Here is a 24554-nt window from a genome sequence, read left to right as displayed (position 1 = left end):
TAGGTGAAAGACGGGTATCCCTACGTACCGATATCCGGATTGTTCGTATCGGCGCGCCGCCCGATGGTGATCCGCAAGTGGCTGTCAGTTACGAACCCTGCCCGGCAGCCACACCTCCGAGTGGTGTCGACCGCCCGGAGGAGCGGAATGGAGAAGCCCAGATGCGACTTGATCGCAAAACCCGAAGGGTCGCCGTAGCCGGAACAGCCGTGGCCGCGACCGCGTTCGCCGTGGTCGCGACCGTGGCGGGCCCGGCGTCGGCAGCGCCCACCGGCGCGATCCTGAACGTGGCCCAGCCGGTGGCGGGTAGCTACATCGTCGTGTTCAAGGACGACAAGAGCACCGCCCCGGTGACCAACGGCAAGGCGATCGACCTGGCCCGCAAGCACGGCGGCAAGGTCAAGAGCACCTACACCGCGTCCATCCGCGGTTTCGCGGTGCAGCTCGACGAGGCCGCCGCCAAGGCGCTCGCGGCCGACCCGTCGGTGGCCTACGTGCAGCAGGACGGCTACGCGCGGATCTCCGAGACCCAGACCAACCCCACCTGGGGCCTGGACCGGATCGATCAGACCAGCCTCCCGCTGGACCAGAAGTACACCTACGCCAACACCGCCTCGAACGTGACCGCGTACATCGTGGACACCGGGATCTACAAGTCCCACCCGGAGTTCGAGGGCCGGGCCAAGGACGGGTACGACTTCATCGACAACGACGCCGACGCCTCGGACTGCCAGGGCCACGGCACGCACGTCGCGGGCACCGTCGGGTCCAAGACCTACGGCGTGGCCAAGCAGGTCAAGCTGGTCGCGGTGCGCGTGCTGGACTGCAACGGCTCGGGCCAGTTCTCGCAGATCATCTCCGGTGTCGACTGGGTGGCCAAGAACGCGGTCAAGCCCGCCGTGGCCAACATGAGCCTCGGCGGCGGCGGCGACACCGCGACCGACAACGCGGTGAAGCGCGCGATCGCCGCGGGCGTCACCTTCGCGGTGGCCGCGGGCAACAACAACCAGGACGCCTGCGGCACCAGCCCGGCCCGCACGCCGGAGGCCATCACCGTGGCGGCCAGCGACAGCGCCGACAAGCGCTCCATCTGGACCGCGGGCTCGCTGGAGTCCAACTACGGCACCTGCGTCGACATCTTCGGCCCCGGCACCGGCATCACCTCCACCAAGAACGGTGGCGGCACCACCTCGATGTCGGGCACCTCGATGGCCACCCCGCACGTCGCGGGCGCCTCGGCGCTCTACCTCTCGGCCAACCCGTCGGCCACCCCGGCGCAGGTCCGCGACGCGCTGGTGAACAACGCCAGCTCCGGCAAGATCACCGACCTGAAGGGCTCGCCGAACAAGCTGCTCAACACCAGCTTCATCGGCGGCGGCAACCCGGACCCGGGCACCTGCGCCCCGGCCACCAACGGCGACGACGTGGCCATCCCGGACACCAACACCGCGGTGTCCTCCTCGGTGACCGTGGCCAACTGCACCGGCAAGGCCGCCACCACCACCTCGGTCAAGGTCGACATCAACCACACCTACACCGGTGACCTGGTCGTCGACCTGGTCGGCCCGTCGGGTGCGGTCTACAACCTGAAGAAGGCCCGCGGCGCCAGCTCGGCCGGTGGCGTGCACGAGACCTACACCGTCGACGCCTCCGCCGAGAACCGCAACGGCACCTGGAAGCTGCAGGTCACCGACGTGTGGACCTACGACACCGGGAACATCGACACCTGGACCCTGACCAACTAGTCGGGTTCCGGTTGCCGCAGGCCGGTGACGACCGCCCGCGGCGGTAGTTGAAGGACACCGGGCACTCGGCGCGCGGTGCGATCGCGCACCGGGTGCCCGGGCCTTCGCAGCACCCCTTTTAGGGCTCCTCGAAGGGCGAACACCCTGTTCGGCCGTGCTCGCACGGCTGTCGACCATCGTGGAAGGACCTCCTCCAATGCAACGAACCACTCGCCCCCGTGGGCGGGTCGCGCTCGCGGTCGTGGGCGCGGCGTCCGTGGCCGCGGCCCTCGTGGCCATCGCGACCCCGGCGACCGCGGCCCAGGCCGACTACGTGCGGGCAAGCGCGCCCGCCGCGGGCGGCAGCTTCATCGTGTCCCTCAAGCCCGCCGCGGGTCTGTCGTCGGCGGCGAGCATCCAGTCCGCCTCGGCGGGGCTGGTGCAGAAGTACGGCGGGAACCTCGACTACGTGTTCTCCAAGTCGATGCAGGGCTTCCAGGTCAAGGGCCTGACCGACGCCAAGGCGCGCCAGCTCGCGGCCGACCCGGCGGTCAAGAAGGTCTACCAGGACGGCACCGCCAAGGTCGCCGACACCCAGACCAACCCCACCTGGGGCCTGGACCGCATCGACCAGGCGAACCTGCCGGTCGACAAGAAGTACAACTACCCGACCGCGGGCGCGTCCAACGTGACCGTGTACGTCACCGACTCCGGCATCAAGACCGGCCTCAGCGAGTTCGAGGGCCGGGCCAGCGTCGGCGCCGACTTCATCGAGGACGGCCGCAACGGCCAGGACTGCTTCGGCCACGGCACGCACGTCGCGGGCACCATCGGCTCGAAGACGTGGGGCGTGGCCAAGAAGGCCAAGCTCGTCGCGGTCCGCATGCTCGGCACCGACTGCACCGGCAACGGTCCGGACTCCGCGGGCGTCAAGGCGATCGAGTGGATCACCGCCAACGCGGTCAAGCCCGCCGTGGTCAACGCCAGCTGGACCTTCGACACCGCCGACATCGGCAACGACGCCCTCGCGGGCCTGGTCAACGCGGGCATCCAGATGGCCGTCGCCTCGGGCAACAGCTCGACCGACGCCTGCTCCACCGGCCCGGCCAAGACCGCCGCGCTGATCACGGTGAACGCCACCAGCAGCAACGACGCGCGCGCGTCGTTCTCGAACTACGGCACCTGCACCGACATCTTCGCGCCGGGCGACAACATCACTTCGCTGTCGCTGAACGAGGGCAGCAGCACCAACATGTCCGGCACCTCGATGGCCACCCCGCACGTCGCGGGCGTCGCGGCGCTGTACCTCTCGGCCAACCCGTCGACCTCCCCGCAGGCCCTGCGGGACGCCCTGGTGAACAACGCCACCAGCGGCAAGGTCACCAACCCGGGCAGCGGCTCGCCCAACAAGCTGCTCTACAGCGGCTTCATCACCGGCGGCCCCGGCCCCGACCCCGACCCGGGCACCTGCGGCCCGGGCACCAACGGTGACGACGTGGCCATCCCGGACAACAACACGGCGGTGTCCTCCTCGGTCACCATCGCCAACTGCACCGGCAAGGCGTCCAACGCCAGCAAGGTGAAGGTGGACATCAACCACACCTACACCGCCGACCTGGCCATCTCCCTGGTCGGCCCGTCCGGCACCGTCTACAGCCTGAAGAAGGCGGGCGGCGCCAGCTCGGCCGCGGGCATCCACGAGACCTACACCGTGGACGCCTCGGCCCAGGACCGCAACGGTGCCTGGAAGCTGCAGGTCACCGACATCTACACCTACGACACCGGCAACATCGACACCTGGACCTTGACGGTCTGAGTGGACTTACCGCTCGGGAGGGGTCTGGGGTGTCCCAGGCCCCTCCTGGGCTTTCCGGAGCTGTTCGGCCAGGTCTGCGGGAACGACCTCGTCCGGGCAGGACTCCAGCTGAGCGGCCGACCACCACCGGCGCTCGATCACCCCGACCCGCTCGGTCTCGGTGAGCCGCAACGGTTTCTGTGGCTCGGTGGTGGTCGTGCGGCCGAGGAAGACGTGATCGACCCGGTGGCGCTCCTCGCCACGGTGCAGCTCACTTGTCCATAGTGGACGAACGAGCTGGATCGCGTCGATCCCGGTCTCCTCCAGCACTTCCCGCCGCGCGGCCTGCTCCGGGGTCTCACCGGGCTCGAGGCCCCCGCCCGGGAGCTCCCACCAGTGGTGGTCGGGCTCATCGGGGTCTAGGGCGTGGATGAGCAGCACCCGGTCGTCCGGGTCGAGCAACATCACTCGCGCGCCGATGCGCGGCCCCGCCGAAGGTCGCATACCAACACCCTGCCAGATCGGCTCATCGAACCGGTGGCAGCGCATCCATTTCCGTGAGTGCTGCTTGGCCCGCCCGCACGAGCGCGGCGAGGCCCGCCCGAGTGAACACCATGCCGAACTCCTGATCGTCATCGACCACGACTACCTCGACGTCCTCGTCGTCCTCAACGGTGTACCTGACCTGACACGTACCAATCGAGACCGATGCGTGAACCCGCAAGTTCCTGTGGTTGAACATGGTGTCCCCTGCCTGTGCCTGTCGCCGTCGCCGTCGTCGGCGATGTGCACAGCCTGGACGATCGCGGTTCGCGGGTGAACGAACCACTGTGGCACTTCCGGTGCACTTCGAGTGCGGCGGTTGCCAACGGCGTGGTTGCATGTGTGGCGAGGAGGTGCGATCGGTGACACCGGTTCGGCATTGGAGCGGCAACGAGACGCGAGCGCTGCGGCAAGCCCAGCGGATGAGCGTGCGGATCTTCGCAGAGTACCTCGGCGTCGCGGTTCGCACTGTCACCAAGTGGGAGTCGCTCGGCGCGACCACATCACCCCGCCCCGACTCCCAGGCCATCCTCGACACGGCACTCGCTCGTGCCGACGCGGACGCCCAGCGCCGCTTCGAGTTGTTGCTCGCCAGTGGTGATGTTCACGTGGGTCGGACGCGGTATCGGGGCACTCCGAATCCAGGCACTCCACGCGAGTGGCAGTACGAGACCTGGACCGATGACCTCGACAGGGCGCTCTTTTCCCTAGCGAAGCAGGATTTCGCGCGTTCGGCCTCGCTGGTCGACCGCTGGCTGCGGCGGTTCGGTGCTCAAGACCTGGACGGCAACGGTCTCTACCTGCGGGCCCGTTCACTTGCCCTGCTCGGCGACATCAGGGTTGATCAGGGCAACATTCATGGTCCGCACTCCGCTCGGACGTCCTATTGCGGTGCCTTGCGGTGGTTCCGCGAACTGGGAATACCACGCCGCGCTGCCCAGGTTGAGTTGTCCCTGGTGGTGATCGACGAGATGCTGGGTCATGTCGAGTCGGCTGCCAAGCGCTACACGGCATTGGCTGCCGATGATCGACTCTGTGGGCGGGACCGCGCCCGGGCCACATTGTGGGTGGGCACCGCATTGGCCAAGCATGGTGACCATGAACGTGCCATTGTTGCGATGGGTGAGGCAAGCAAGTGCTTTGACGAACTCGACGAACCGGTGGATTGGGCGGCGGCACAGCAGAAACTTGCTTTGGCGCATCGAGGGGCCGGACGCCTGTCGGACGCGCTGAGGTATGTTGAGGTGGCCCGGTCTAATTGCCCGCCGGAAACGCCGATGCAGCGTGTACGGATGGGTACCGCACACGCACACATCCTGCTCTCGGACCAGGCCACGGCAGAAAACGGTCTCCAGATGCTGGATGAAGCAGCCCGAGAATCGCAACTGTTCGGCATGGCCCACCGACTTGCCAGCAATATGGCCATCCGACAAGGTTTCGAGCGTGCTCGGCAACGGGGTAGGGGGCGTTCGTGACTCAGGTTTCCTGCATCACCGAACAGCAGTGGCGCGATGCGAAGGCAGTCTGGGACTACCACCACATGGGCCATGGCCTCCGCCGGTGTGACGCTGCGGTCGTGTTGGGCAGTCATGATATCGGAGTAGCCACCCGTGCCGCCGAGTTGTACCAGGCGGGGTACTTCCCGGTAGTGGTCTTCAGCGGTGCGAATAGTCCGGCGACGGCTGATTGCTTCCCCCGTGGCGAAGCGATCCATTATCGAGAACACGCCCTGGGGCTCGGTGTGCCGGAATCCGCTATCCTGGTAGAATCGGAGGCGGCCAACACTGGTCAGAACATCCTATTTTCGCGGGCAGTACTAGCCGCACGGGAGATCTTCCCCCGATCGCTCCTCCTCGTCTCCATGCCGTACATGGAGCGCCGAGCCTACGCCACAACTCGGAAACTGTACCCGGGAGTCGATGTCGTGTGCGCATCGGAAAGTGGTGAATTCGTTGACTACGTCCGAAGGAAAGATGACTCCAAGCTCGTGATCGACATGATCGTTGGAGATCTGCAACGGGTGGTCGAATACCCCAAATCCGGATTCGCCATCCCGCAGGAAGTACCCGCCACAGTGATCGACGCTTATCGCCGTTTGGTCGACGCGGGCTTTGACAGTTGCTTGATCAAGTACTGAGGACGTATCCCCAGGAGAGGAGTGGCTCATGCCTGCCCTGCTGAGTGGATCTATGCGGTCGGGTCGGGATCTGATCGACCCCGGGCTGTTCGACCGGTTGGTCGCGAAGGTGGACGACAGTGCGCGGTTGGGTCCCGAGCTGTCGGCGCGGGTAGTGGACCAGGCGCTGGCCTTCTTGGCCTGTTCTGTGCGCGGATCCGGACAGTCGATGACGCCGAGTCGACTGGTGGACCTCGGTTGGCATGTCTTCCTGCTCTACACCCGCGAGTACGCGCAGTTCTGCGAGCGGGTAGCGGGCGGCTTCATCCACCACGTTCCACACGACACACTGGTGTCCGGCGCGTCGAGTGCGGCCGTGGACACGCTCAGCGCTATCGAGGCGGCTGGGTACCGTGTTGACCATGAGTTGTGGGCGATGAGTGCGGGCAGGTGCGGTAGCTGCCACGAGGACGGCAACTGCCGTGCCAGCGGTGAAGATGGCAACGAGAACTCGGACAACCGTGGGAAGTAGGCCCTCGAGGTGACCATCTCGTGGCGTGAACTCCCGCAGGAGGTGCGGGCGGCGGTGGAGCGCCATATCGGCACGGTCACCGACGTGGTCGAGGTCGCCGTGGGGCAAAGCAGCGACCTGCTTGCTGTGCTCACCGCCACTGACGGGCGGCGCGTGTTCTGCAAGGGTGTGCGCGGTATCAGCAAGCGGATGCGTTGGCTGCGCAACGAGATAGTGGGAAGCCGTGTCGCGGCCGGTATCGCGCCGGAGGTGCTCTTCCACGAAGACGTCGAGGCCGACGCGGACTGGCTGGTGGTGGGTTACGCGTACCTACCCGGCCGCCGGGCAGACCTCAGCCCGGGATCGTCCGATCTCGCCGCGGTGGCTGGTGCGCTCGAGCGGATCCGCGCGAAGCCCGCAATGGATCTGCGTCCGTTGCGCGAGCGCTGGTCGGGTACTGCCTGGTGGACCCGATTGGCCGACGAGCGTCCCGACGCGGTCCACGGCTGGGATGTCGCCGAGATGACCAGGCTCTCGGCGCCGGTTCCGACGCTGGTCGACGGGGATCGCCTGCTGCACACCGATCTGCACGCCGACCAGTTCGTCGTCGCCGACGACGGGAGCGTGCACGTCGTCGACTGGGGCTACCCCGGCGCGGGTGCGCCCTGGGTCGACGCCGCGTTCATGACGCTGCGCCTGGTCGACGCAGGGCATCCGCCCTCGGCCGTGCAGGCGTGGACGCGGGCTGATCCGGAGACGTTGACCGCGTTCGCCTGTTACGTGGCGGGTTTCTGGACGCACCTGGCTGTCGCCCAACCAGGTCCGGGCACCGAGCACCGTGCCCGCCTCGCCCTGGAGTACCTGAGGTGGCGACTGGAGGCGCCCCGAGCGCAGTAAGGTGTACGGTCTGCGGAGGTCCGGCTGAGGGGTTGGCATGGAGCGGGCAGACGAGCCGAGCGCGGTGTCCAACGTCGTCGACGGTGGGGTGGGCAACAACGTCGTGCAGGCGGGGGCGATCCACGGTGACGTCCACCTGCACAACGGCCCCCGTCTGATCCCCACCACAACCCCGCCCGCCAGGCCGTTCGGGCCCGGTGCCGAGCTCGGCGTCGACGGCGTCACCTGCCTGATCCACGACTTCCCCACCCACGAAGGTCCCTCCGCTGACGGCGGTGCCGTTCTCCGGGCCGGTCGCTGTTCGCTGATCACCCCCGACGGCAGGCGGACCGGCTACGGCTGGCTGCGTCAGGTCCAGATCCACCACGACACCCAGCAGGCCCGTGCCGAGGTGGCGGCCCTGGCCGATGAGCACCAGCTCAACCCCGGTCGCTTCGTGCGCACCGCCCGGTCCGCCACGCTGGTCACCGAGTGGCCGGAAAGTCGCGCGGGCAAGCCCTGCGACTCCCTTGAGTCCCTGCTCGGTCCCACGCCGATGACCGACTCCGGCAGGCTCTACCACCTCTCCGCCGGTCTTGTCGGACTCTGCAAAACCCTTGCGACCCTGCACAACCGTGGCCGCACCCACCGCGCGCTCACGCCTGCGGGTCTTGTGGTCCGGGACGATGGCCGCCTGGTGCTCCGCGACCTCGGGTTGGCCGTGCGCCCGTTTCGCCCAGGTGAGCACGCCTGCGACTACCAGGCCCCCGAACAGCGCCCGCGCACCGCCGGGACTCCCGGGCCGCACACCGACGTGTACCAACTCGGCGCTGTCGCGTACCACCTGGTCACCGGACGTGTGCCGCACCGGGCAACGTTGCCCGTCCACACGTGGGCCCGGACGGCGCCGGTCGGACTGGCCGCCGCGATCGACGCCGCGCTCGCGCCGGACTGCGGCCGGCGGCCGGATCCGGGTGCGTTCGCCCGCATGGTCCTCGGCTGAAGGAGCCCCTTGTCGTTCCGGACGGTGAGTCTGCCGGGTCTGCTGCACCTCGTGCCTTCCAACACGCTGCACACCCAGCTGTGGGAGAAGGCCGCCGTCCACCCCGGCCTGCCGGGCGGTGTCGACGAACTCACCGGGCAGCTCAACGAGCGCGCCGACGGTGTCCCGGTGACCGTGCAGAAGTCGCACAAGACCGGCGGCGACCCGAGTTTGCTGCTGCACGGCCGCGCCTGGGTGGCCCGCGCGTTCCCCACCAGGAACCGGGGCGGCTACCTGCTCGTCTCGGTAGACCCGCTGCGGGTCCGCGATCACCACCGGCTGTCCCAGGGCTGCCTGCTCGTGCGCTCACCTGGCTGGCGCAGGGTCCTCGCCTTGCGCGACCTCCCGCCCACGGCGAACGCGCAGTGGGAGACCGTTGACGCGCAATGGCAAGCGCTCCTCCGCGACCGGAACGCGGACCACGGCCCAGCCGAGCTCGCCGCGGCTGAGACCGGCTTTCTCGACTCCGTCGGCCGGTTGATCGAAGCGACCCAGGAACTCACGACCGCCGAGGCGGGTGCCGAGCCGCCGTACCCGTACCGCGCGGTCAAACCGGTGGGGGAGCGCAGGCACGGCACGTTGGCGGTCTACGAGTTCGAGCTGGTCGGCGGGCGCGTGCCCGCGGGCGACACCTACGTGCAGGTGCGCGGGGAGCGTGAGCAGCGCGGTCAGGTGACCCGGGTGGCCGAGCGGTCGGTCACGGTCCGCTTCGACAACCCGGTCGACTGGGAGCGGATGAGCCAGACCGGCGAGCTGGAGCGGACGCAGAACACGATCACCTTCGCCAAGCAGCGCGAGGCGGTCGAGCTGCTGCGCGATCGGCGGGCGCGCAACGGCGCGCTGCTGTCCGGGCTCGTCGACGGCCGGGTGCGCCCGATGGCCACGGCCCAGACCGAACCGGTCGTCGACCTGGACCCCGACCAGCTCGTGGCGTTCCACCGGGCGCTCGCGGTGGAGGACCTGCTCGTCGTCCTCGGCCCGCCCGGCACCGGGAAGACCCGGGTGATCAGCGCGGTCGCGGACGCGTGCGCCATTGGTGGACAACGGGTTCTCGTCACCGCGCACACCAACCGCGCGGTGGACAACATCCTCGCTCGCCTCCCGCGCGAGCTGGAGGTCATCCGGGTCGGCAACGACGGCGCGGTCACCGAGGACGGCAGACCGTACCTGTTGGAACGGCGGGCAAGCGAGCTGCGGGCACGGGTGATCAGCGGCGCCCAGCGCACGCTGTCGAGCTTCGGAGACCTTGAGACAGCAGGGAAATGGGCCGACGAACTCGGCCGCAGGCTCGACTCGCACGCCGCTTCGGTGGCGGCGGCCGACCACGCCGCGGCCGCTCTGAACGCGGCACGGCGAGCAGTCGGCGGTCTACAGTGGTCCACTATGGACAAATTGGCAACCGCGTGCGCCGCGCTGGTGAAGTCTTTACAGCGAAGCGGGAACACCGCAACCGCCGCCCGGCAGTGGTTGGCCAGAGCTGATCAGGGGCAGTTGTGGGCACGCGTGCTGCGGCCGTGGTGGCAGCGGCGACTGCACTCCAGCACAGCCAAGATCACTCGCGATTCCGTTGAACGACAACGGGTTCAGGTCGAGCTGGACGCCGCCGAGCGCGCGCTGGACGAGGCCACGCGGCACGCCCCGGAAGTTGTCGACGCGCGAGCGCGAGTGGATCAAGCCACTCGCGCGCTCGCGGTGGCCGAGGACCACGCGATCGCCGCCGCCGAGTCGGTGCGCTCGGTGCTGGGTGTGGCCCCCACGCCCTACGAGGGCGTCGCCGGACTGATCGCCCTGCGGGAGTGGCTCGTGGGCCGACTCCCGTTGCTCGCCGCTCGCGCCCGCCTGCTGACCGACTGGAGCGCCGAGGTCTCCGGTGCGACGGACCAGCTTCACCCCGAACTCGTCCGCTACGCCGACGTCATCGCCGCGACCGCCATCGGCACCGCGTCGCGCGCGGAGCTGGCCGCGGTGGACTTCGACGTGGCGATCATCGACGAGGCCGGGCAGATCGCCGTGGCCGACGCCCTGGTCCCGCTGGTGCGGGCGCGGCGGGTCGTGCTCGTCGGTGACCACCAGCAGCTGCCGCCGTTCCTGGACTCCGAGGTGGCGGAGTGGGGCAAGCGGATCGACGACCCGGTGGTGCGCGACCTGATGGCGCGCAGCGCGCTCGAGCAGCTGGTCGACCGGTTGCCCCCGGCCAACGTGGTGCCGCTGACCCGGCAGCGGCGGATGCCCGAGGTGATCGCCGGCTTCATCTCCGCCCAGTTCTACCGCGGCACTCTCGTGACCGCCGTGCGACGCGAGCACCGCGGTCCGCTGTTCGCCAGCCCTCTGGCCTTTGTGGACACATCAGGCCTACCGGCCGCGCGGCGGCGCGAGCGGGCACCGGAGCGGCGGACGGGTGACGAGCGCGGGTACCGCAATCCGGCCGAGGCCGCGCTGCTGATCAAGTTGGCCGCGTACTACGACCGGCTCGGTCGGGAGTGGGCGGTCATCGTGCCCTACCGGGAGCAGATCGCCGCGGTGGTAACGGAGTTGGGCCGCCGCATCGGCGACGAGCGCAAGGCAGCCCTGAACGTCGGCTCGGTCGACTCGTTCCAGGGCGGTGAGCGCGACGTCATCCTCTACGGGTTCACCCGCAGCAACCCGCACGGGAACGTCGGCTTCCTCAGCGAGCTGCGCCGGGCCAACGTGGCGTTCACCCGGGCCAAGGAGCAGCTCGTGCTCGTCGGTGACCTGGCCATGCTGACCACCGCGCGGGACACGGGTTTCCGCAACCTGCTGGTGGCGCTGCGCGACCACCTCACCGCCTACGGCGACATCCAGCCCTACACCGCCATCGACGCGAAGGTCGACGAGTGAAGAAGCTTTTCCCCTACCCCGAGCAACGAGCGCTGGAAGACGCTGCCTTCATCCGATCTGTTACGCCGCAACGCATCCACTCCCTCTTGCTGCCGATCTGGAGCGTCACCGTCGCGGCGAGCGTGACCGAGGCCCAGGACTACGAGCTCATCGACCGCTACCTCAGTCGCGGCATCGCCGAGGGCGGCCTGCGCACGACCGCCGAGCTGGCCGAGTTCTTCGCGCTGGAGCCGATCCTGGTCGACCGGGCGTTGCGCGCCCTGTTCGCCATCGGTCACCTGCGGCACGCCGGTGGCGTCTGGACCCTCACCGACCTGGGCCTGCGCTCGGTCCGCGACCAGAAACGCTACGTGCTCACCAGGGAGGACCGCCGCAAGCTCTACTTCGACGCGTTCGGGTCCCGCCCGCTCACCCGGCCCTACTACGATTCGAACCGGATCACCCTGCTCCCGCTGAGCGCCATGGAGACCGATCGGCGGTTCCAGGCGCTGGTCGCGTTGCGCCCCTTCGACACCCGCGCCCTCGCCGCGCTGGCGACCGACCCGCGCCGTGACCTGTTCAACCTCCCCGAACGGATCGACAACCCGCGGGAGGTCGAGCCGCCGGAACAAGTCCTGTTGCCGTTGTACGTGGTCCGCGGCAACGGAACCGACGGCCGGGTGCACCACCTCGCCTACAACCAGGAGGTGGGGGAGCAGGAGCCCTACCTGTCCGAACTCGTGGAGCAGACCCCGGATCTGGTCGCGCTGCTGGCGACGGAGGAGCGCGACGCCAAGGTGGGCGACGTCGAGGAGGGCGCCCGGCGTTGGTTCCGGTCCAAGGGCCTGGACGAGTACCCCTCAGCGCGCACGTCCGGCGGTCTGGTCCAGGTTGTGCTACCCGCCAAGCACTTCGCTCGCGGCGGCAAGGTGCCGATCAACCAACTCGGCTCGTTCGTCATGTGCGGCACCGGCTTCTTCCAACTGTGGTGCCCGGACCTGACCGCCCGTCGCCGCGCGTTGACCACCCGGGTGGACACGTTCCTGGGCGGCCGGTCCCGTGTCGACCGGTCGGCCCTGGAGGTGCTGGTGGACGCCGTGGCTCGCCAGCTCGACCTCGACGTCGTGGACCTGGCCGATGTGCGGGAGCTGGCCAGGGAGTTCGGCCACCGGTCCTTGGTGATCCAGCTGGACAAACTCATAAGTCCCTAGTGGACAGTGCGTCACCAGCCCCAGTGCACGCCCAGGATGGCCGCTTCCGAGCCCTGCGCGGACGCGTGCACACCGCCGAAGGCGCCCAGTTCCAGCGACTCCCGGCGCACCTCCGCCTCGTCGACCCCCTCCTGGGTGTAGGAGAAGCACCACCCCGGCAGGGCCGACTGGTGGAAGTTCACCTCCACCAGGTAGTCCCGCAGCGGTCGGCGCGAGCCGCGGGTGTAGCGGGTCGCGCGGACCTGGCCGTACCAGCGGACCTCGTACTCGAACACCGCCGTCTGCCCGGCGGCCAGTGCCCGGTCGAAGAGCACCTCGCCGACGGTGAACCGGCTCGTCGGCACCGAGCGCACCCGGCCCATCGCGCAGCCGGTCGAGGCCAGCAGGGTCGGCAGCGCCCGGTCGGACTCGTCGGCCCGGTGCAGCACCACCAGCGACCGCAGTCCGTCCACTTCGGACCGCACCAGCATCCGCACCCGGGTGCGCACGTCGCGGCCCTGGTGGTCGAGGAAGTGCTGGTCGTGCACGTTGAGGTAGCTCAGCTCGCCGGGGGCGGGCTCGTCCAGCTCGGCGAGCACCGGCGCCAGCCCGAGGGTGTTGTCCCACAGCACGTCGTGCGCCCGGACCGCGCCGCCCCGGGCCACCCAGCGCCCGCGCGGCTTGCGCGGGCCGAGCAGCGACACCAGGTACCCGCGCGGCAGCTTCAGGACGTCCTCGATGACCTCGACCGCCCGCAGGGACTCCGGGCGCTCCGGGCGGGTGCGGCCGCGCCGCCAGTAGCTCAGCGTCGAGAGGCTCACCCGGATGTTCTCGGCGGCGAGCTTGCGCTGCAGGTGCTCCAGGCTCAGCCCGCTGCGCTCGATCGCCCGCGACAGCACGGTCGGGAACGTCTCCAGCGGCACTGGTTCGCCAACGCGTTGGTACATCGGTCCTGCCTCTCTTGGCGAAGAACGCAGGAAAGGCAGGCCCCCGGTTCCGGAGGCCTGCCGTCCCTGTCCGATCAGATCAGCTCATGCTCCGGTTGAGACCGGCGTTGTACGCACCGAACTTGGTGACGGTGAGCGTGAACGTGGTGGTGCCGGTCTTGCCGTCGGCCGAGGTGGCCTTGATGGTGATCGGGTAGGTGCCGACAGGCGTCTGGAAGTTCGTGAAGAACCAGACGTTGCTGGAACCGTTCTGGGCGATGGTGGCCGGGTTGAAGGTCACCTGGGTGCCGGTGGGGGCACCGGTGGCGGTGAGCTTCAGGGAACCGGTGCCGCCGCTCGCCTTGACCGTGGTCTGGATGAGCTGGCCCTGCCAGCCGCTGCCCGAGCCCGGGGTCGCGGTGACGGTGACGTCGCCGGTCGGGGGCTCGGTGCTGCCCTCGACGGTCAGCGCGACGGTCGTGGTGGCCGTCTTGCCGTTGGCGTCGGTGCCGGTGATGGTGACGTTGCTGGTGCCCGCGGTCGCGGTGGCCGAGGCGTCCAGGGTCAGCTTGGCCGAGCCGCCCGCGGTGATGCTGGTGGGCTGGAAGACGGCCTTCACGCCGCTGGGCAGGCCCGAGGCGGTCAGGTCGATCTTCTGGCCGCGGGTGCCGTCGGCGCTGTTGATGGTGGTGGAGACGTACTTGCCCTTGGCGACCTTCACGCTGCTCGGCGAGGCCGAGAGGGTGAAGTTGCCCGGCTGCGGGTCGCCGCCGCCGGTGACCGTCAGGGAGAACTTGCCCGAGGCGGTCTTGCCGCTGGAGGTGCTGGCGGTGATGGTCACCTCGTAGGTGCCGTTCGCCGCGGTGGTGGCCGCGTCGAAGGTGACCTTGGCCGCGGTGCCGGTGGTGACCGAGGTCGGCTGGAAGACGGCCTTCACGCCGCTGGGCAGGCCGGTGGCCGAGAGGGTGGCGTTCTCCGCGCCGCCCGAGCCCGCGGTGGTGTTGACCGTGGCGGAGAGGTACTTGCCCGCCGCGACCGAGCCGGAGGTCGGGTTGACGGTGACGCCGAAGTCACCGGTCGGCGGGTCGACGGTGCCGACCTCCGACTTGACCCAGTCGCCCATCTCGTTGTCGAGGCGGCCGTAGACGGAGTACCACTTGAAGTCCGAGCGGCTCCAGGACGCGACGCCGTAGATCTTGCCGTCGACGACCAGCGGGCCACCGCTGTCGCCGGGCAGGATGGTGACGCGGCCGTCGGAGTAGCCCGCGCAGATCATGTACGCGGCCTTGAAGCCCGCGCCGACACCGGTGCAGACCGACGCGCCGTCGACGACCGGCAGGGTGGCCTTGTCGAGGGTGGCGTCGAACGAGGTGTCGTTGAAGTCCTTCTTGCCGTAGCCGAAGCCCTGGCCGCTCTTGCCCGGGGACGCGCCGCCCGCGTCGGCGGAGGTGGCGAACTTCGGGTACGCGGCACCGCCCTGCAGGGCGATGTCCTTGTCCACCGTGACGACCGCGACGTCGTAGCCCTGGTCGAAGTTCACGTACTTCGGGTGCTTCTTGTAGCTGACCACACCGACGGCGAAGCCGGACCCGCTGCCGCCCTTGTAGTCCTTGAGGTCGTTGAGGCCGTAGACGAACTTCTTCTCGCCCTCGGCGTCGGCGCAGTGCGCGGCGATCAGGATCTTGCGCGGTGCCACGACGGTGCCGGTGCAGGTCTCACCCTCGGGCCGGGGACCGCCCGCGCGGATGCCCGCGATGATGCCAGGGAACTCGCTCACGGTGGCGTCCTGGCCGCCGACGAACGACGGGGACACATCGCCGAGGTTGGTCGGGACAGTGGAGCCCTCGTAGTTCGCCGCTGGGGCGTTGGCCGGGCTACCAGCGGTCGACTCGGCCGCGTTCGCGATGGTGGTGCCGATGGGCACCAGCACCGTGGCCGCGGCCAGAGCCATCAGACCCCAGGACCGTGGTGTTCGTTTCACGATGGTTCCTTTCCGGATCAGGAACGCTCGCCTCTAGGCAGGGACGGCGGCGGTTCGCTGCAGGTCACTTTCGGGTGACGCCCGGTGAGGAACAATCAGGGTCGGTATCCGTAGGGGTACGGAACTTAATCCTCACCTGCGGAAACGCGGGTGGAAGGCGGGGTTGTGGAGAGCACCGACGAGACGCGCTCGCGGATGAGCAGGCAGCGGTCGCGGGACACCCGCATCGAGGTCGCCCTGCGCAGGCACCTGCACGCGCTGGGCCTGCGCTACCGGGTGCACCGCAGACCGGTCCGCGCGGTCCGCAGGGAGGCCGACGTGGTCTTCGGCCCCACCCGCGTCGCGGTCTTCGTAGACGGTTGTTTCTGGCACGGCTGCCCTGACCACGCGACCTGGCCCCGCCGCAACGCCGAATTCTGGCGGACCAAGATCGAGACCAACCAGCGCCGAGACCGCGACACCGACGCGCGACTGGCCGAAGAGGGCTGGACGGTGGTCCGGGTCTGGGAGCACGACGACCCAGCCGCAGCCGCCGCCCGGGTCCGCGATGTGGTCCTGCAACTGCGCACCCAAGCCCGGCCAAGCACTGACGGTCCCGCCACTGTGTAGTCCGGACACGCTGAACACCCAGTCCGGACTCTTGTTGAACAATCCCAAAGTTCACACGTAGAATCATAGGATTGTTCAACAATCTACGAGAGGCGCTTGTCTGGTTCCGCCGTGGGTCGGCGCCGGCGATGCAGAGCTGCCGACCGGACAGGAAGGTCGGCGACCTGCCGCGCCACCGCCCCGCTGGTACCGCAGCGGTGAGGCCGACCCGCTGGTTCCGCCGGCCCCGCTACGGATGCTCGATCTAGTGGACTCGCTTCGTGTGGGGGAGGAGTACCGCTAAACTTGCCGGTGGTAGGGAATGCCCTTCACCCGCCCTTTTTTCACCACCGCGGTGCTCTAGGGGCCCCGCGCGAAGTGAGTTCACTAGATCGAGCCCCCTATCTTTTCCTCGGGCAGCCCCAGCGATGAGCCGCCACCGAGGTCGACCGTAGGTCGGTGTGCGGCACGCCGTCCGAGCTGCCCGAGTAAGAGTGGGGCTCGATTGGCTGGACTGCCTTCGCGCGGGGCCCCTAGAGCACCGCGGTGGAGATAAAAGGGCGGGTGAAGGGCATTCCCCACCACCGGCAAGTTTAGCGGCACTCTCCCCCCACACGAAGGCAGTCCACCCAATCGAGCACAAACGTAACGGGTGCTGCGTACCAGCGGGCTCGACATTTAGAGATTAGAGATTTAGAGATTTAGGGACTAAGAGACCGAGGGATTAAAGGATCAAGGGATTGGTCGGAGTGGGTGCGGGATTTCTTGTTCGCTCAGGAAGTCTGCCAGTGCCTGGTTGAAGCTGGCCGGTTGTTCCAAGTTGGGCAGGTGGGCCGCATCCTCGATGACTACCAGCTTCGTCGCCGGTATCTGCGCTGCCTCTTCGACCGGTGTGTAGCTGTCCTGGTCCCCCACGATCACCAGTGTCGGTACCGGGTTGGCCATCAAGCTCTCCCGGTAGTCCGGCCTGTCCGCCCGTCCTCGTTGCGCTGCCGCCGCCCCCATTGCCGGTGCTCGCAGCATCATCTCCAGTACGAACTCCGAGGCCTCCGCATTCCTCGGTAGCACCATTCGGTCCAGCACCTCGCGCGCGTATGGCTCGATTCCCTCTCGGCGCAGTCGGTCTGCTGTGTCCAGTCGGGCGGTGCGGCTTTCCGGGGTTTCGGGCAGCGCTGTTGTGTCGGCCAAGATCAGGGCTCGGACTCGGTCGGGGTACAGGCGGTGGAATTCCATGGCGATCTGGCCGCCCATGGAAAGTCCACACAGGACGACAGGTTTCCCGGGCGGGACCAGCCCCGCCACGTCGTGTGCGAAGGTCGAGAAGGGTGTCGTGCCGGTGGCGGGGAGGCCCGATCGGTAGCCGCGCAGTGATACCGCGGTACCGCCGAAGTGGTCGAGTTGGGGTGTCCACATGGTGCGGTCGAACGGGTGTCCGTGGATGAAGAGCATGGGTCCTCCTTGTGCGACCCAGGCTAGCGAGGTCATAATCTCAGGGCAATGAAAACAATGCCCTCGGAGCAATCAAATGGATTATCGCCAAGTGGCCGACCAAGTGGCCGAGGACATCGCGCGGGGTGTGTTGCGGGCCGGTGAGCAACTACCGACGCAGCGGCAGTTCGCGCGGCGGCGGGGGATCGCGGTGTCGACTGCGTCTCGGGTGTACGCGGAGTTGGCGCGGCGTGGGCTGGTGGTCGGGGAGGTGGGGCGGGGGACGTTCGTCCGCGCGGGGATGGCAGCGGGGGAGGTGGTCTTGGGGGAGCCCGCCGCTGCCGCGGTGGATCTTGAGCTGAACTTCCCGGTGCTGCCTGAGCACGCCGCGATCTTGGCCGAGGGCCTGCGGGCGACGTTGCGGCCGGATGCGATGGCCGATGCCATCAGGGCGACCGGGCCCGCGGGGACACTGGAGGCGCGGCGGGCTGCCGCCGGGCTTTTGGCGCGCGGCGGATGGCGGCCGGACGCCGATGACGTGCTCTTCGCGGGCAACGGCAGGCAAGCGATCGCCGGGGTGCTCGCGGCGCTGGTGCCGCCGGGCGAGCGACTCGGGGTGGAGGAGATGACCTACGCGGTCGTCAAGGGGATCGCGGCGCGGTTGGCGATCAACCTGGTGCCGTTGGCGATGGACGACGAGGGCGTGACTCCTGCCGCACTTCGAGCCGCCGGGCCGGTCAAGGCCGTCTACCTGCAACCCGCGCTGCAAAACCCGCTCGGGGTCTCGATGAGCGCGCGCCGGCGGCAAGAGGTGTCAGAAGTCCTGCGCAGCAGGGAAATCCCTCTCGTCGAGGACACCATCTACGGCTTCCTGCACGATGATCCGCCGCTGTCGGCACTGCTGCCGGACAACTCGGTCCTCGTTGACAGCCTGTCCAAGCGGCTCGCGCCAGGGCTGAGTCTCGGGTTCGCGGTCACCCGGTCGCGCGACCGGGTCATCTCCGCCATCCGATCCGGCGGCTGGGGACCGCAGCGGTTCGCGCTGGCCGCCGCGACCGGGTGGATCACCGGTGGGGTCGCCGACCGGCTCCGCGCGGACAAGCGCGCGGATGCGCTGCGCCGTCAGGAGATCGTGGCCGACAAGTTGGCCGGGTTCGACGTCCGGGCTGATCCCCGCGCCTACCACTGCTGGTGGGTGCTGCCCGCACAGTGGCGCGCCGAGACGTTCGTCGCGGCCGCCGCCCGGTCTGGGATCGCGGTCACCCCTGCCGCCGCGTTCGCCATCGGCACCGCGCGTGCACCACACGCAGTGCGCCTGGCGTTGGCGTCGCCGCCGTTGCCCGTGCTCGCCGCCGCACTGGAGCGGCTGGCCGGGATCGCTCGAGCGGACGATCCTGGCCCGGACTGACTGCCCCACGGACGGGGCTCGCGGAGAGCGGACGGCCGTGGTGGGCGGTCGACCCGCGGGCCGCCTGGTTGGGGAACAAGCGGTGGACGTGTGCCCGCAAGACCCTCGAGGTTGGCGTTTTACCACCTCGGCAATTGTGACTGACGGCGACATCGAGACAGCCGTGCTTCTCCGCTGGTCGTTCGTAGTGGACCGGTCCGTCTTCCTGGACTGGTCTAATTGGGTGAATTGAAGGATTGGGGCTGATAGAACTGCCGACTCCCGTGGTTTCGTCCGGCATGCAGCGATTCCAGGTCGGTACTATGGTGTTTCGTGGGTGGGGGCCCACGAGTCACCGGGTGACGAAGTCGGCGAACAGGGCGGTCGATGGCGGGCAATAGTTGGTCAGGTCGAATCGGAGTGCTCGTCGCGGCTGCGGCGCCACCAACGGCGGCCGGATGGTTGTGGTGGCCCGCTGTAGCCGGAAACGTGCTGCTTGCCGCTGGCATCTTGGTTGCGTATGAGACCGCATTACTTGTTTTCGCATTCGCCGGAGATGTGCTCAAGGAACTACGTCGCCGGTGGCACGACAGAACCGTGACCGCGATTGACCAGTTTCTGTCCAGGAAGGCAGCGCGTTTCGACAAGCACTACCGGGATTTTGTCAGCGCCGGTGTGCGCCGCGTCGACCTGCAGGGCCTCGCGACGAAGTCCTTCTACACGCCTGATCTCGAGGACGTCTTCGTCGATGTCGGGTTGGTTCCGCGGGCTGCGCACAACATCGAGGGACACCTGTTGCCGGAGGTGCCCCATGAGACTATCGACCGGCGTTCCCTTGAGACCTTGCTCGATCACGAGAGTCCCTCGATCGTTGCCGTGATCGGCAGTCCGGGAAGCGGTAAGACCACGCTGTTGCGGCACACGACGCGCAAGATCTGTCGGCGGAAGAAACGGCGGCGCAGACCCACACCGATCCTGTTGTTCCTGCGCGACCACGTGCGGTGGATCATCAGCACCCCGCAGGACGGCCTCGCTTCTCTGCTAACGCACAGCCTGACCCAGAATAGCCTGGTCGTGCCACTCGGGTGGTTCGAGCAGCGCTTGCAGAGTGGTGACTGCGTCGTTTTCCTTGACGGCCTCGACGAGATCGCACTGCCGGAGCACCGCAAGGCGGTGGCGGAGTGGATCGAGGTGCAGACCACGCGCTATGCCAAGAATGACTTCGTCATCACCTCCCGGCCGCACGGCTACCGCACGACGCCGATCGACGGGGCGACCGTGGTGCAGGTCCAACCGTTCTCCGAGGAGCAGGTCAAGTTGTTCGTCCACCGCTGGTACGAGGCGGTCGAACGACACGGAATGGGCAACAGTGAGGATGACGACGAGTCGACGGGCAGCTTTCAGACCGGGGCCGATGATCTGCTCGACCGGCTCAAGAACTCGGTTGGCTTGGCCGATCTGACTGCGAACCCCTTGCTGCTGACCATGATTGTGAACGTGCACCGGCACCGCGGCGCGTTGCCGGGCAGCCGGGTCGAGCTCTACGGCGAGATCTGCCAGGTCATGCTGTGGCGGCGCCAAGAGGCGAAGAAGCTCACGGTGGCGCTGCGCGGTGATAAGCGGGAGACCCTGCTACAGAAGTTGGCCTTCACCATGATGGAACAGCGCGTGCGCGACCTGCCGAAGGCCAAGGTACTCGGCGCGTTGCGGCCGTCCATGCGCCGGCTGTCCAAAGACCTCTCCGCCGAGGAGTTCCTCGATGACCTGGGTGTCAACGGCCTGCTCATTGAGCGCGAGGCGGAGGTGTTCTCGTTCTGCCACCACACATTCCAGGAGTACCTTGCGTCGGCGTACATCCAGAGCAAGGGCCGCGTGGACGTCTTGGTCGAGAACGTGGACGACATCTGGTGGCGGGAGACCGCGATCCTCTACGCCAGCCGAGCCGACGCCGATCGGGTGATCAACGCCTGCATTACCTCCGGCAGCGTCACGGCGCTCGCGCTCGCGTTCGACTGCGTCGAGCAGGACGGCGATGTCGATCCCGACCTCCGGGCGAGGTTGGACGACTTGACGCGGTCAGCCTCGGACCTGTTCTCCGAGTTCCGCGTTCGCCAGCTCATGACCGGGGTGTTGATCGCTCGGCACTTCCGCCACTTCGTGTCGACCAGCACCCGGTCGCGCGTGTGCACCCAATTCCTCACCGCCGCCATGTATCGGCTCTACCAGCAGCAGACGATGCGCGCGCACCCACACGAGACCGATTCGGAGGACGGGGCGAGCGAGACCAGCCCCGCCCAGGGCATGCTCGGCAGGGAGGCGGTCGGGTTCATCGGCTGGGTAAACGAGATTACCGGCAGCTCCGGCCGCTACCGGTTGCCGACCACCGCCGAACTGGATGATCCGTTCGTGGGACGGGCGCTGGAGACCGTCGTTCCGGAGCCGGACGACCTGTTGCTGTGGGCCACAACCGACGATACCCGCGGGCGGTTGGTCCTCTGGTCGAACCGCCAGGGTGCTGTGCACCCGCATTCAGTCAGCGGGACGGTGCTCGTCCAGTACTGCCTCGACGATCTGCGCAGCTCCGCGAACGCGCTGGATCGCGTCGCCATCCTCATCGCCGTCCAGGTGTCGAGCCAGCTGGTCGGCACGCTGAGCGAGGTGCTCAACCCAGTCACGGCGGTCGTGCCGAGTGCCCTGGTCAAGTGGCGGGGTAGGGCTACCAAAACGGCCCGGGAGCTGCACAAGCTGCTCTCGATCCTCGTGCCGCGGCACCCGGGATTGGACGCGGCACTGACGCTAGCCGATTTCGTGATCGTCAGCCTCACCCGGAACTACCAGGTCTCGCAGGGCGCCCACCGCGACCGGGTCGAGGTCGCCTACCGCTTGAACGACCTCATCACTGGCAATCGCCTGAAGGGGCTGGAGTACGGCATCGCCAGCCTTCTGGCGTTCGAGGACGAGCGCGCCATTTACCTGCCCGTAGTGCTCGACCAGTTGGTGTACCGGGCGGTCCGTGAGCTGAAACACGGCACCAGACTTGCGGAGTTCACCGACAACGTGTTCACCAACCTGGCCGACGCGGTCAAGAATCTGGTTCGGGCGGGGAGTGCCACCGACCTGGACTCGGTAATGGACCAGGTCGTCGCGGGAAAGCCTGCGGTCATCGCCGCGGTCGGCGGGAACTCTTGGGCGTCGCGCGTACTCGGCTACCTCGAGCGCGTAGCCGGTCCGGTGTTCGCGGGCCAGGTCGGGCTCACCCAGCAGAGGGCGGCCGCGATCCGGGTCATGGCGCTGCTCACCTGCCTGGAGTTGCGGGCGCGGGGCGTCCCCGCACTCGGCGCGGTATTCCTCGACCTCGCACTCGCGGTCACCCTGCTGCAGCGGCGTGACCAGGGGCTGGCGCCCATGCCCGAGATGGTCACCGTGGCCGTCGGATAAGGCCCGGCGCTGCCCGCGCAGCAGCCACTCGGCCTCGGCCCGGGGCAGGTCGGCGTGCAGCGTCACCGGGTTCTCCACCAGCCTGCGCCGCACCGCGTGCTCGGTGCCCAGCTGCCCCGACGCGGCAGCCAGCTCGCCCTGATGCCGGTGCGCACCGCCCGCACCGGTGGCCGATTACGCGGAACGCGGTCCCATCAGCGGCAGCTCCGCGTAATAGTCCATTGTGGATGGTTGGTGGCGGTCAGTGCGGTGACGGGTTGGCTCAGGGCCGCGGCGATCCGGGTTAGGGCGGTGGTGGTCGGTTTGCGCAGGCCTCGTTCGAGCATCGAGAGGTATTGGTGCGAGTAGCCGGTCTCGTGGGCCAGGGAGGTCAGGGTGTGTCCGCCGCGCACGCGCAGGGTGCGCAGCTGGGACCACGGGTCGCGGTGGTCCGGTTTGTCGGCGAGGGCCAGGCCCCGGTCGGTGAGGGCGGCGGTGACGTCGGCCAGGGCGACTGGGCCGAACGAGCGGATTCGGAGCAGCTCGGTCCCGCTGTGGGTGACCAGGTCGTCCACGGTGCGGATGCCGTGGCTCAGGAGCCTGCCCAGGGTGCGGCGGCGCAGCGGCAGGTCGGTGATGGGCATGTAGCACACATTAGAGAAACTATCAGCAACTGACAACAGCGGGCGTTTCGTTACCGCGCTATCGCTTGGCGTGCGGGATTATCTGCGCCATGACCGGGCGGAAAGGCGAAGACAAGACCTCTTGGCCACTCGGCGAAGTCTTGCGGCAGGCACGGGACGGCAAGGGCTGGTCACAGGAGGACGCGGCGCAGAAGGCGCGCTTCTCCCGGACGTCGTGGCAGCAGCTCGAGAGCGGTCGGCGCGCGGACCGCAAGCCCTTCCGGCCCAAGGCGGACACGGTGATCAACGCCGCACTCGCCGTGGGTGTGGAGCCCAAGGAGGCGCTGGAGCTCGCGGGTCTGGACCCGACCCGCTACGAACCCGCCCGGGCGGGCAGGCCGACGGCCACCGTCACGGAGGTGCGGGAGCTGGTGATGCGGCTGACCGACGGGCAACGGCAGGCGGTGGTCGACCTGATCATGGCCTTCACCGACGCCGCGGACGCCGACGACGAGTCACCGACGACGGCGGAGGCGTACCGGCACCACGCCCGTGAGAAGGCCAAGGGCAAGGACTGAGGTTCACCCGATCGTGTGCTGTCCGCGCTGTGGATAGGTGTTGCTGAGCTGTGGACAGGTGCTGCTGGGTGGACCGGGTTTGTCGGTGCCGTCTGGGAGGATTAAATCGGGGGCTGCTCTTGGGCTGGTGGGTCTTGGGGGCTCGAAGTCGTTGGGCTTCGTGTGTTCGGTGAGCTTTGCGGCCTTGTGTTGGCTGGCGTTCGGCCGGGGCTTGATCCAGGGCCCGCCTCGGTGTTGCCGTCTTCGTTGCCCGGGTTACAAGCGGGGCTCGATCTAGTGAACTCACTTCGTGTGGGGCCCCTAGAGCACCGCGGTGGGGAAAAGCGTGGGGTGAAGGGCATCCCCACTACCAGGCAAGTTTAGCGGTGCTCTCCCCCCACACGAAGCGAGTCCACTAGATCGAGCATCCGTAGCGGGGCTGGCGATACCAGCATGGTCGGCCTGCCGCTGCGGTCTGGTGGGGGCGGCAGCCTTCGGCTGCGGAGCCAGCGGGGTTGGGGACCTGCTGCGGTACCAGTGGGTCGGAGAGTTGCTGCAGTACCAGTGGTCGGGCTTCCGTCGGGTACCGGTGGGGTCGGTTTTCTGCTGTGGCACCAGCGGGAGCGGTCGCTCCGGGTGCGGTGGGCTTGTCTGCAAAGATCGGGCAGTCGTAGCGGGGCTGTTGCTGGCGGGGTCGGCCGCTTCGCTGCGGGTTTGCTTGTCGCCGGGTCGGGCGTTCGCGTGGTGGGGCTGCTGGTATCTGCGTAGGCGGCCTTGCTTCTGTGGTGGTGGGCGAGTTTCCGTGGCTTGGTGGCTGTCGCGTCAGCGGGGCGTGGTGTGGTGCGGGTGGTGAGGTGGGTTCGCGCACTCCGTTCCTGAGTCCATCCGGGACTGCCCCGGGTTCGGTTGACACTCGGGGTTGATGGTTCTCAAGCCGCCTGAGCGGCCTTGTAGATGGTCTCAAACTCGACTGGGGTGAGTCGCCCGAGGCTCCGTTGTCGGCGTCGTCGGT

19 protein-coding genes are annotated in these 24554 nt (G+C 68.3%); 13 read left to right on the top strand and 6 right to left on the bottom strand.

The annotated features are described in order from the left end of the window. Positions 1 to 161: 161 nt before the first annotated feature. Both QSK30_RS34065 and QSK30_RS34060 read left to right on the top strand, forming a co-directional pair. A complete protein-coding gene (locus tag QSK30_RS34065; protein WP_285509367.1) occupies positions 162 to 1745 on the top strand; it encodes a S8 family serine peptidase in 1584 nt (527 codons plus the stop codon). A gap of 196 nt (positions 1746 to 1941) precedes the next feature. Beyond that, complete coding sequence (locus tag QSK30_RS34060; RefSeq protein WP_285509365.1) at positions 1942 to 3540, top strand: S8 family peptidase; 1599 nt, start codon at positions 1942 to 1944, stop codon at positions 3538 to 3540. 6 nt (positions 3541 to 3546) lie between these two features. Here the strand turns inward: QSK30_RS34060 and QSK30_RS34055 are convergent, their stop codons facing one another. Both QSK30_RS34055 and QSK30_RS34050 read right to left on the bottom strand, forming a co-directional pair. After that, entirely contained in the window at positions 3547 to 4023 is a 477-nt protein-coding gene (locus QSK30_RS34055) for an NUDIX hydrolase (RefSeq protein WP_285509363.1), read from the bottom strand. A 22-nt stretch (positions 4024 to 4045) separates the two neighbouring features. Beyond that, positions 4046 to 4261 carry a hypothetical protein gene (locus QSK30_RS34050; RefSeq protein ID WP_285509361.1) on the bottom strand — a complete coding sequence of 72 codons (216 nt, stop codon included), beginning with the start codon at positions 4259 to 4261 and terminating at the stop codon, positions 4046 to 4048. Positions 4262 to 4424: 163 nt separating this feature from the next. On the opposite strand from QSK30_RS34050, the gene QSK30_RS34045 reads away from it, so the two are divergent. The 7 genes from QSK30_RS34045 to QSK30_RS34015 are packed head-to-tail and all read left to right on the top strand — an operon-like array spanning position 4425 to position 12656. Continuing rightward, entirely contained in the window at positions 4425 to 5537 is a 1113-nt protein-coding gene (locus QSK30_RS34045; protein WP_285509359.1) for a helix-turn-helix domain-containing protein, read from the top strand. Further along, positions 5534 to 6199 carry a YdcF family protein gene (locus QSK30_RS34040; RefSeq protein WP_352231668.1) on the top strand — a complete coding sequence of 222 codons (666 nt, stop codon included), beginning with the start codon at positions 5534 to 5536 and terminating at the stop codon, positions 6197 to 6199. Before QSK30_RS34045 ends, QSK30_RS34040 begins: the two co-directional genes overlap by 4 nt. A 28-nt stretch (positions 6200 to 6227) precedes the next feature. Then, complete coding sequence (locus QSK30_RS34035) at positions 6228 to 6710, top strand: glycine-rich domain-containing protein (protein WP_285509357.1); 483 nt, start codon at positions 6228 to 6230, stop codon at positions 6708 to 6710. A gap of 9 nt (positions 6711 to 6719) precedes the next feature. Further along, entirely contained in the window at positions 6720 to 7586 is an 867-nt protein-coding gene (locus tag QSK30_RS34030) for an aminoglycoside phosphotransferase family protein (RefSeq protein WP_285509355.1), read from the top strand. Positions 7587 to 7623: 37 nt separating this feature from the next. Then, a complete protein-coding gene (locus QSK30_RS34025) occupies positions 7624 to 8568 on the top strand; it encodes a protein kinase family protein (protein ID WP_285509353.1) in 945 nt (314 codons plus the stop codon). A 9-nt stretch (positions 8569 to 8577) separates the two neighbouring features. After that, positions 8578 to 11466, top strand: a complete 2889-nt coding sequence (locus tag QSK30_RS34020) for a DEAD/DEAH box helicase (RefSeq protein WP_285509351.1) — start codon at positions 8578 to 8580, stop codon at positions 11464 to 11466. Further along, on the top strand, positions 11463 to 12656 hold the full coding sequence (locus QSK30_RS34015) for a hypothetical protein (protein ID WP_285509349.1): 1194 nt from the start codon (positions 11463 to 11465) through the stop codon (positions 12654 to 12656). The genes QSK30_RS34020 and QSK30_RS34015 overlap by 4 nt, the downstream gene beginning before the upstream one ends. Before the next feature lie 11 nt (positions 12657 to 12667). Here QSK30_RS34015 and QSK30_RS34010 read toward each other — a convergent pair whose 3' ends face one another. Together QSK30_RS34010 and QSK30_RS34005 are read right to left on the bottom strand one after the other, a co-directional pair. Next, complete coding sequence (locus QSK30_RS34010; protein WP_285509347.1) at positions 12668 to 13582, bottom strand: hypothetical protein; 915 nt, start codon at positions 13580 to 13582, stop codon at positions 12668 to 12670. Positions 13583 to 13661: 79 nt separating this feature from the next. Then, positions 13662 to 15542, bottom strand: coding sequence for a trypsin-like serine protease (locus QSK30_RS34005; RefSeq protein ID WP_285509345.1), 1881 nt, complete (start codon positions 15540 to 15542; stop codon positions 13662 to 13664). 165 nt (positions 15543 to 15707) lie between these two features. On the opposite strand from QSK30_RS34005, the gene QSK30_RS34000 reads away from it, so the two are divergent. Continuing rightward, a complete protein-coding gene (locus QSK30_RS34000; protein WP_285509343.1) occupies positions 15708 to 16151 on the top strand; it encodes a very short patch repair endonuclease in 444 nt (147 codons plus the stop codon). A gap of 711 nt (positions 16152 to 16862) precedes the next feature. Here the strand turns inward: QSK30_RS34000 and QSK30_RS33995 are convergent. After that, positions 16863 to 17579 (bottom strand): alpha/beta fold hydrolase, encoded by a 717-nt coding sequence (locus QSK30_RS33995; RefSeq protein WP_285509341.1) that lies wholly within the window; start codon positions 17577 to 17579, stop codon positions 16863 to 16865. 76 nt (positions 17580 to 17655) lie between these two features. Here QSK30_RS33995 and QSK30_RS33990 point away from each other — a divergent pair, with 76 nt between their 5' ends. After that, entirely contained in the window at positions 17656 to 18966 is a 1311-nt protein-coding gene (locus QSK30_RS33990) for an aminotransferase-like domain-containing protein (RefSeq protein WP_285509339.1), read from the top strand. Between the two features lie 576 nt (positions 18967 to 19542). Then, entirely contained in the window at positions 19543 to 22383 is a 2841-nt protein-coding gene (locus QSK30_RS33985) for an NACHT domain-containing protein (protein WP_285509337.1), read from the top strand. Between the two features lie 194 nt (positions 22384 to 22577). Here QSK30_RS33985 and QSK30_RS33980 read toward each other — a convergent pair whose 3' ends face one another. Further along, on the bottom strand, positions 22578 to 23006 hold the full coding sequence (locus QSK30_RS33980) for a helix-turn-helix domain-containing protein (protein WP_285509335.1): 429 nt from the start codon (positions 23004 to 23006) through the stop codon (positions 22578 to 22580). 89 nt (positions 23007 to 23095) lie between these two features. Between QSK30_RS33980 and QSK30_RS33975 the strand changes: the two genes are divergently transcribed. Further along, a complete protein-coding gene (locus QSK30_RS33975; RefSeq protein WP_285509333.1) occupies positions 23096 to 23563 on the top strand; it encodes a helix-turn-helix domain-containing protein in 468 nt (155 codons plus the stop codon). The last annotated feature ends 991 nt before the right edge of the window (positions 23564 to 24554 follow it).

The organism is Actinokineospora sp. NBRC 105648 (assembly GCF_030269645.1).
Lineage (GTDB): Bacteria > Actinomycetota > Actinomycetes > Mycobacteriales > Pseudonocardiaceae > Actinokineospora.
Note: the sequence above shows the minus strand (reverse complement) of the source record. Positions and strands in the feature narration are given on the sequence as shown.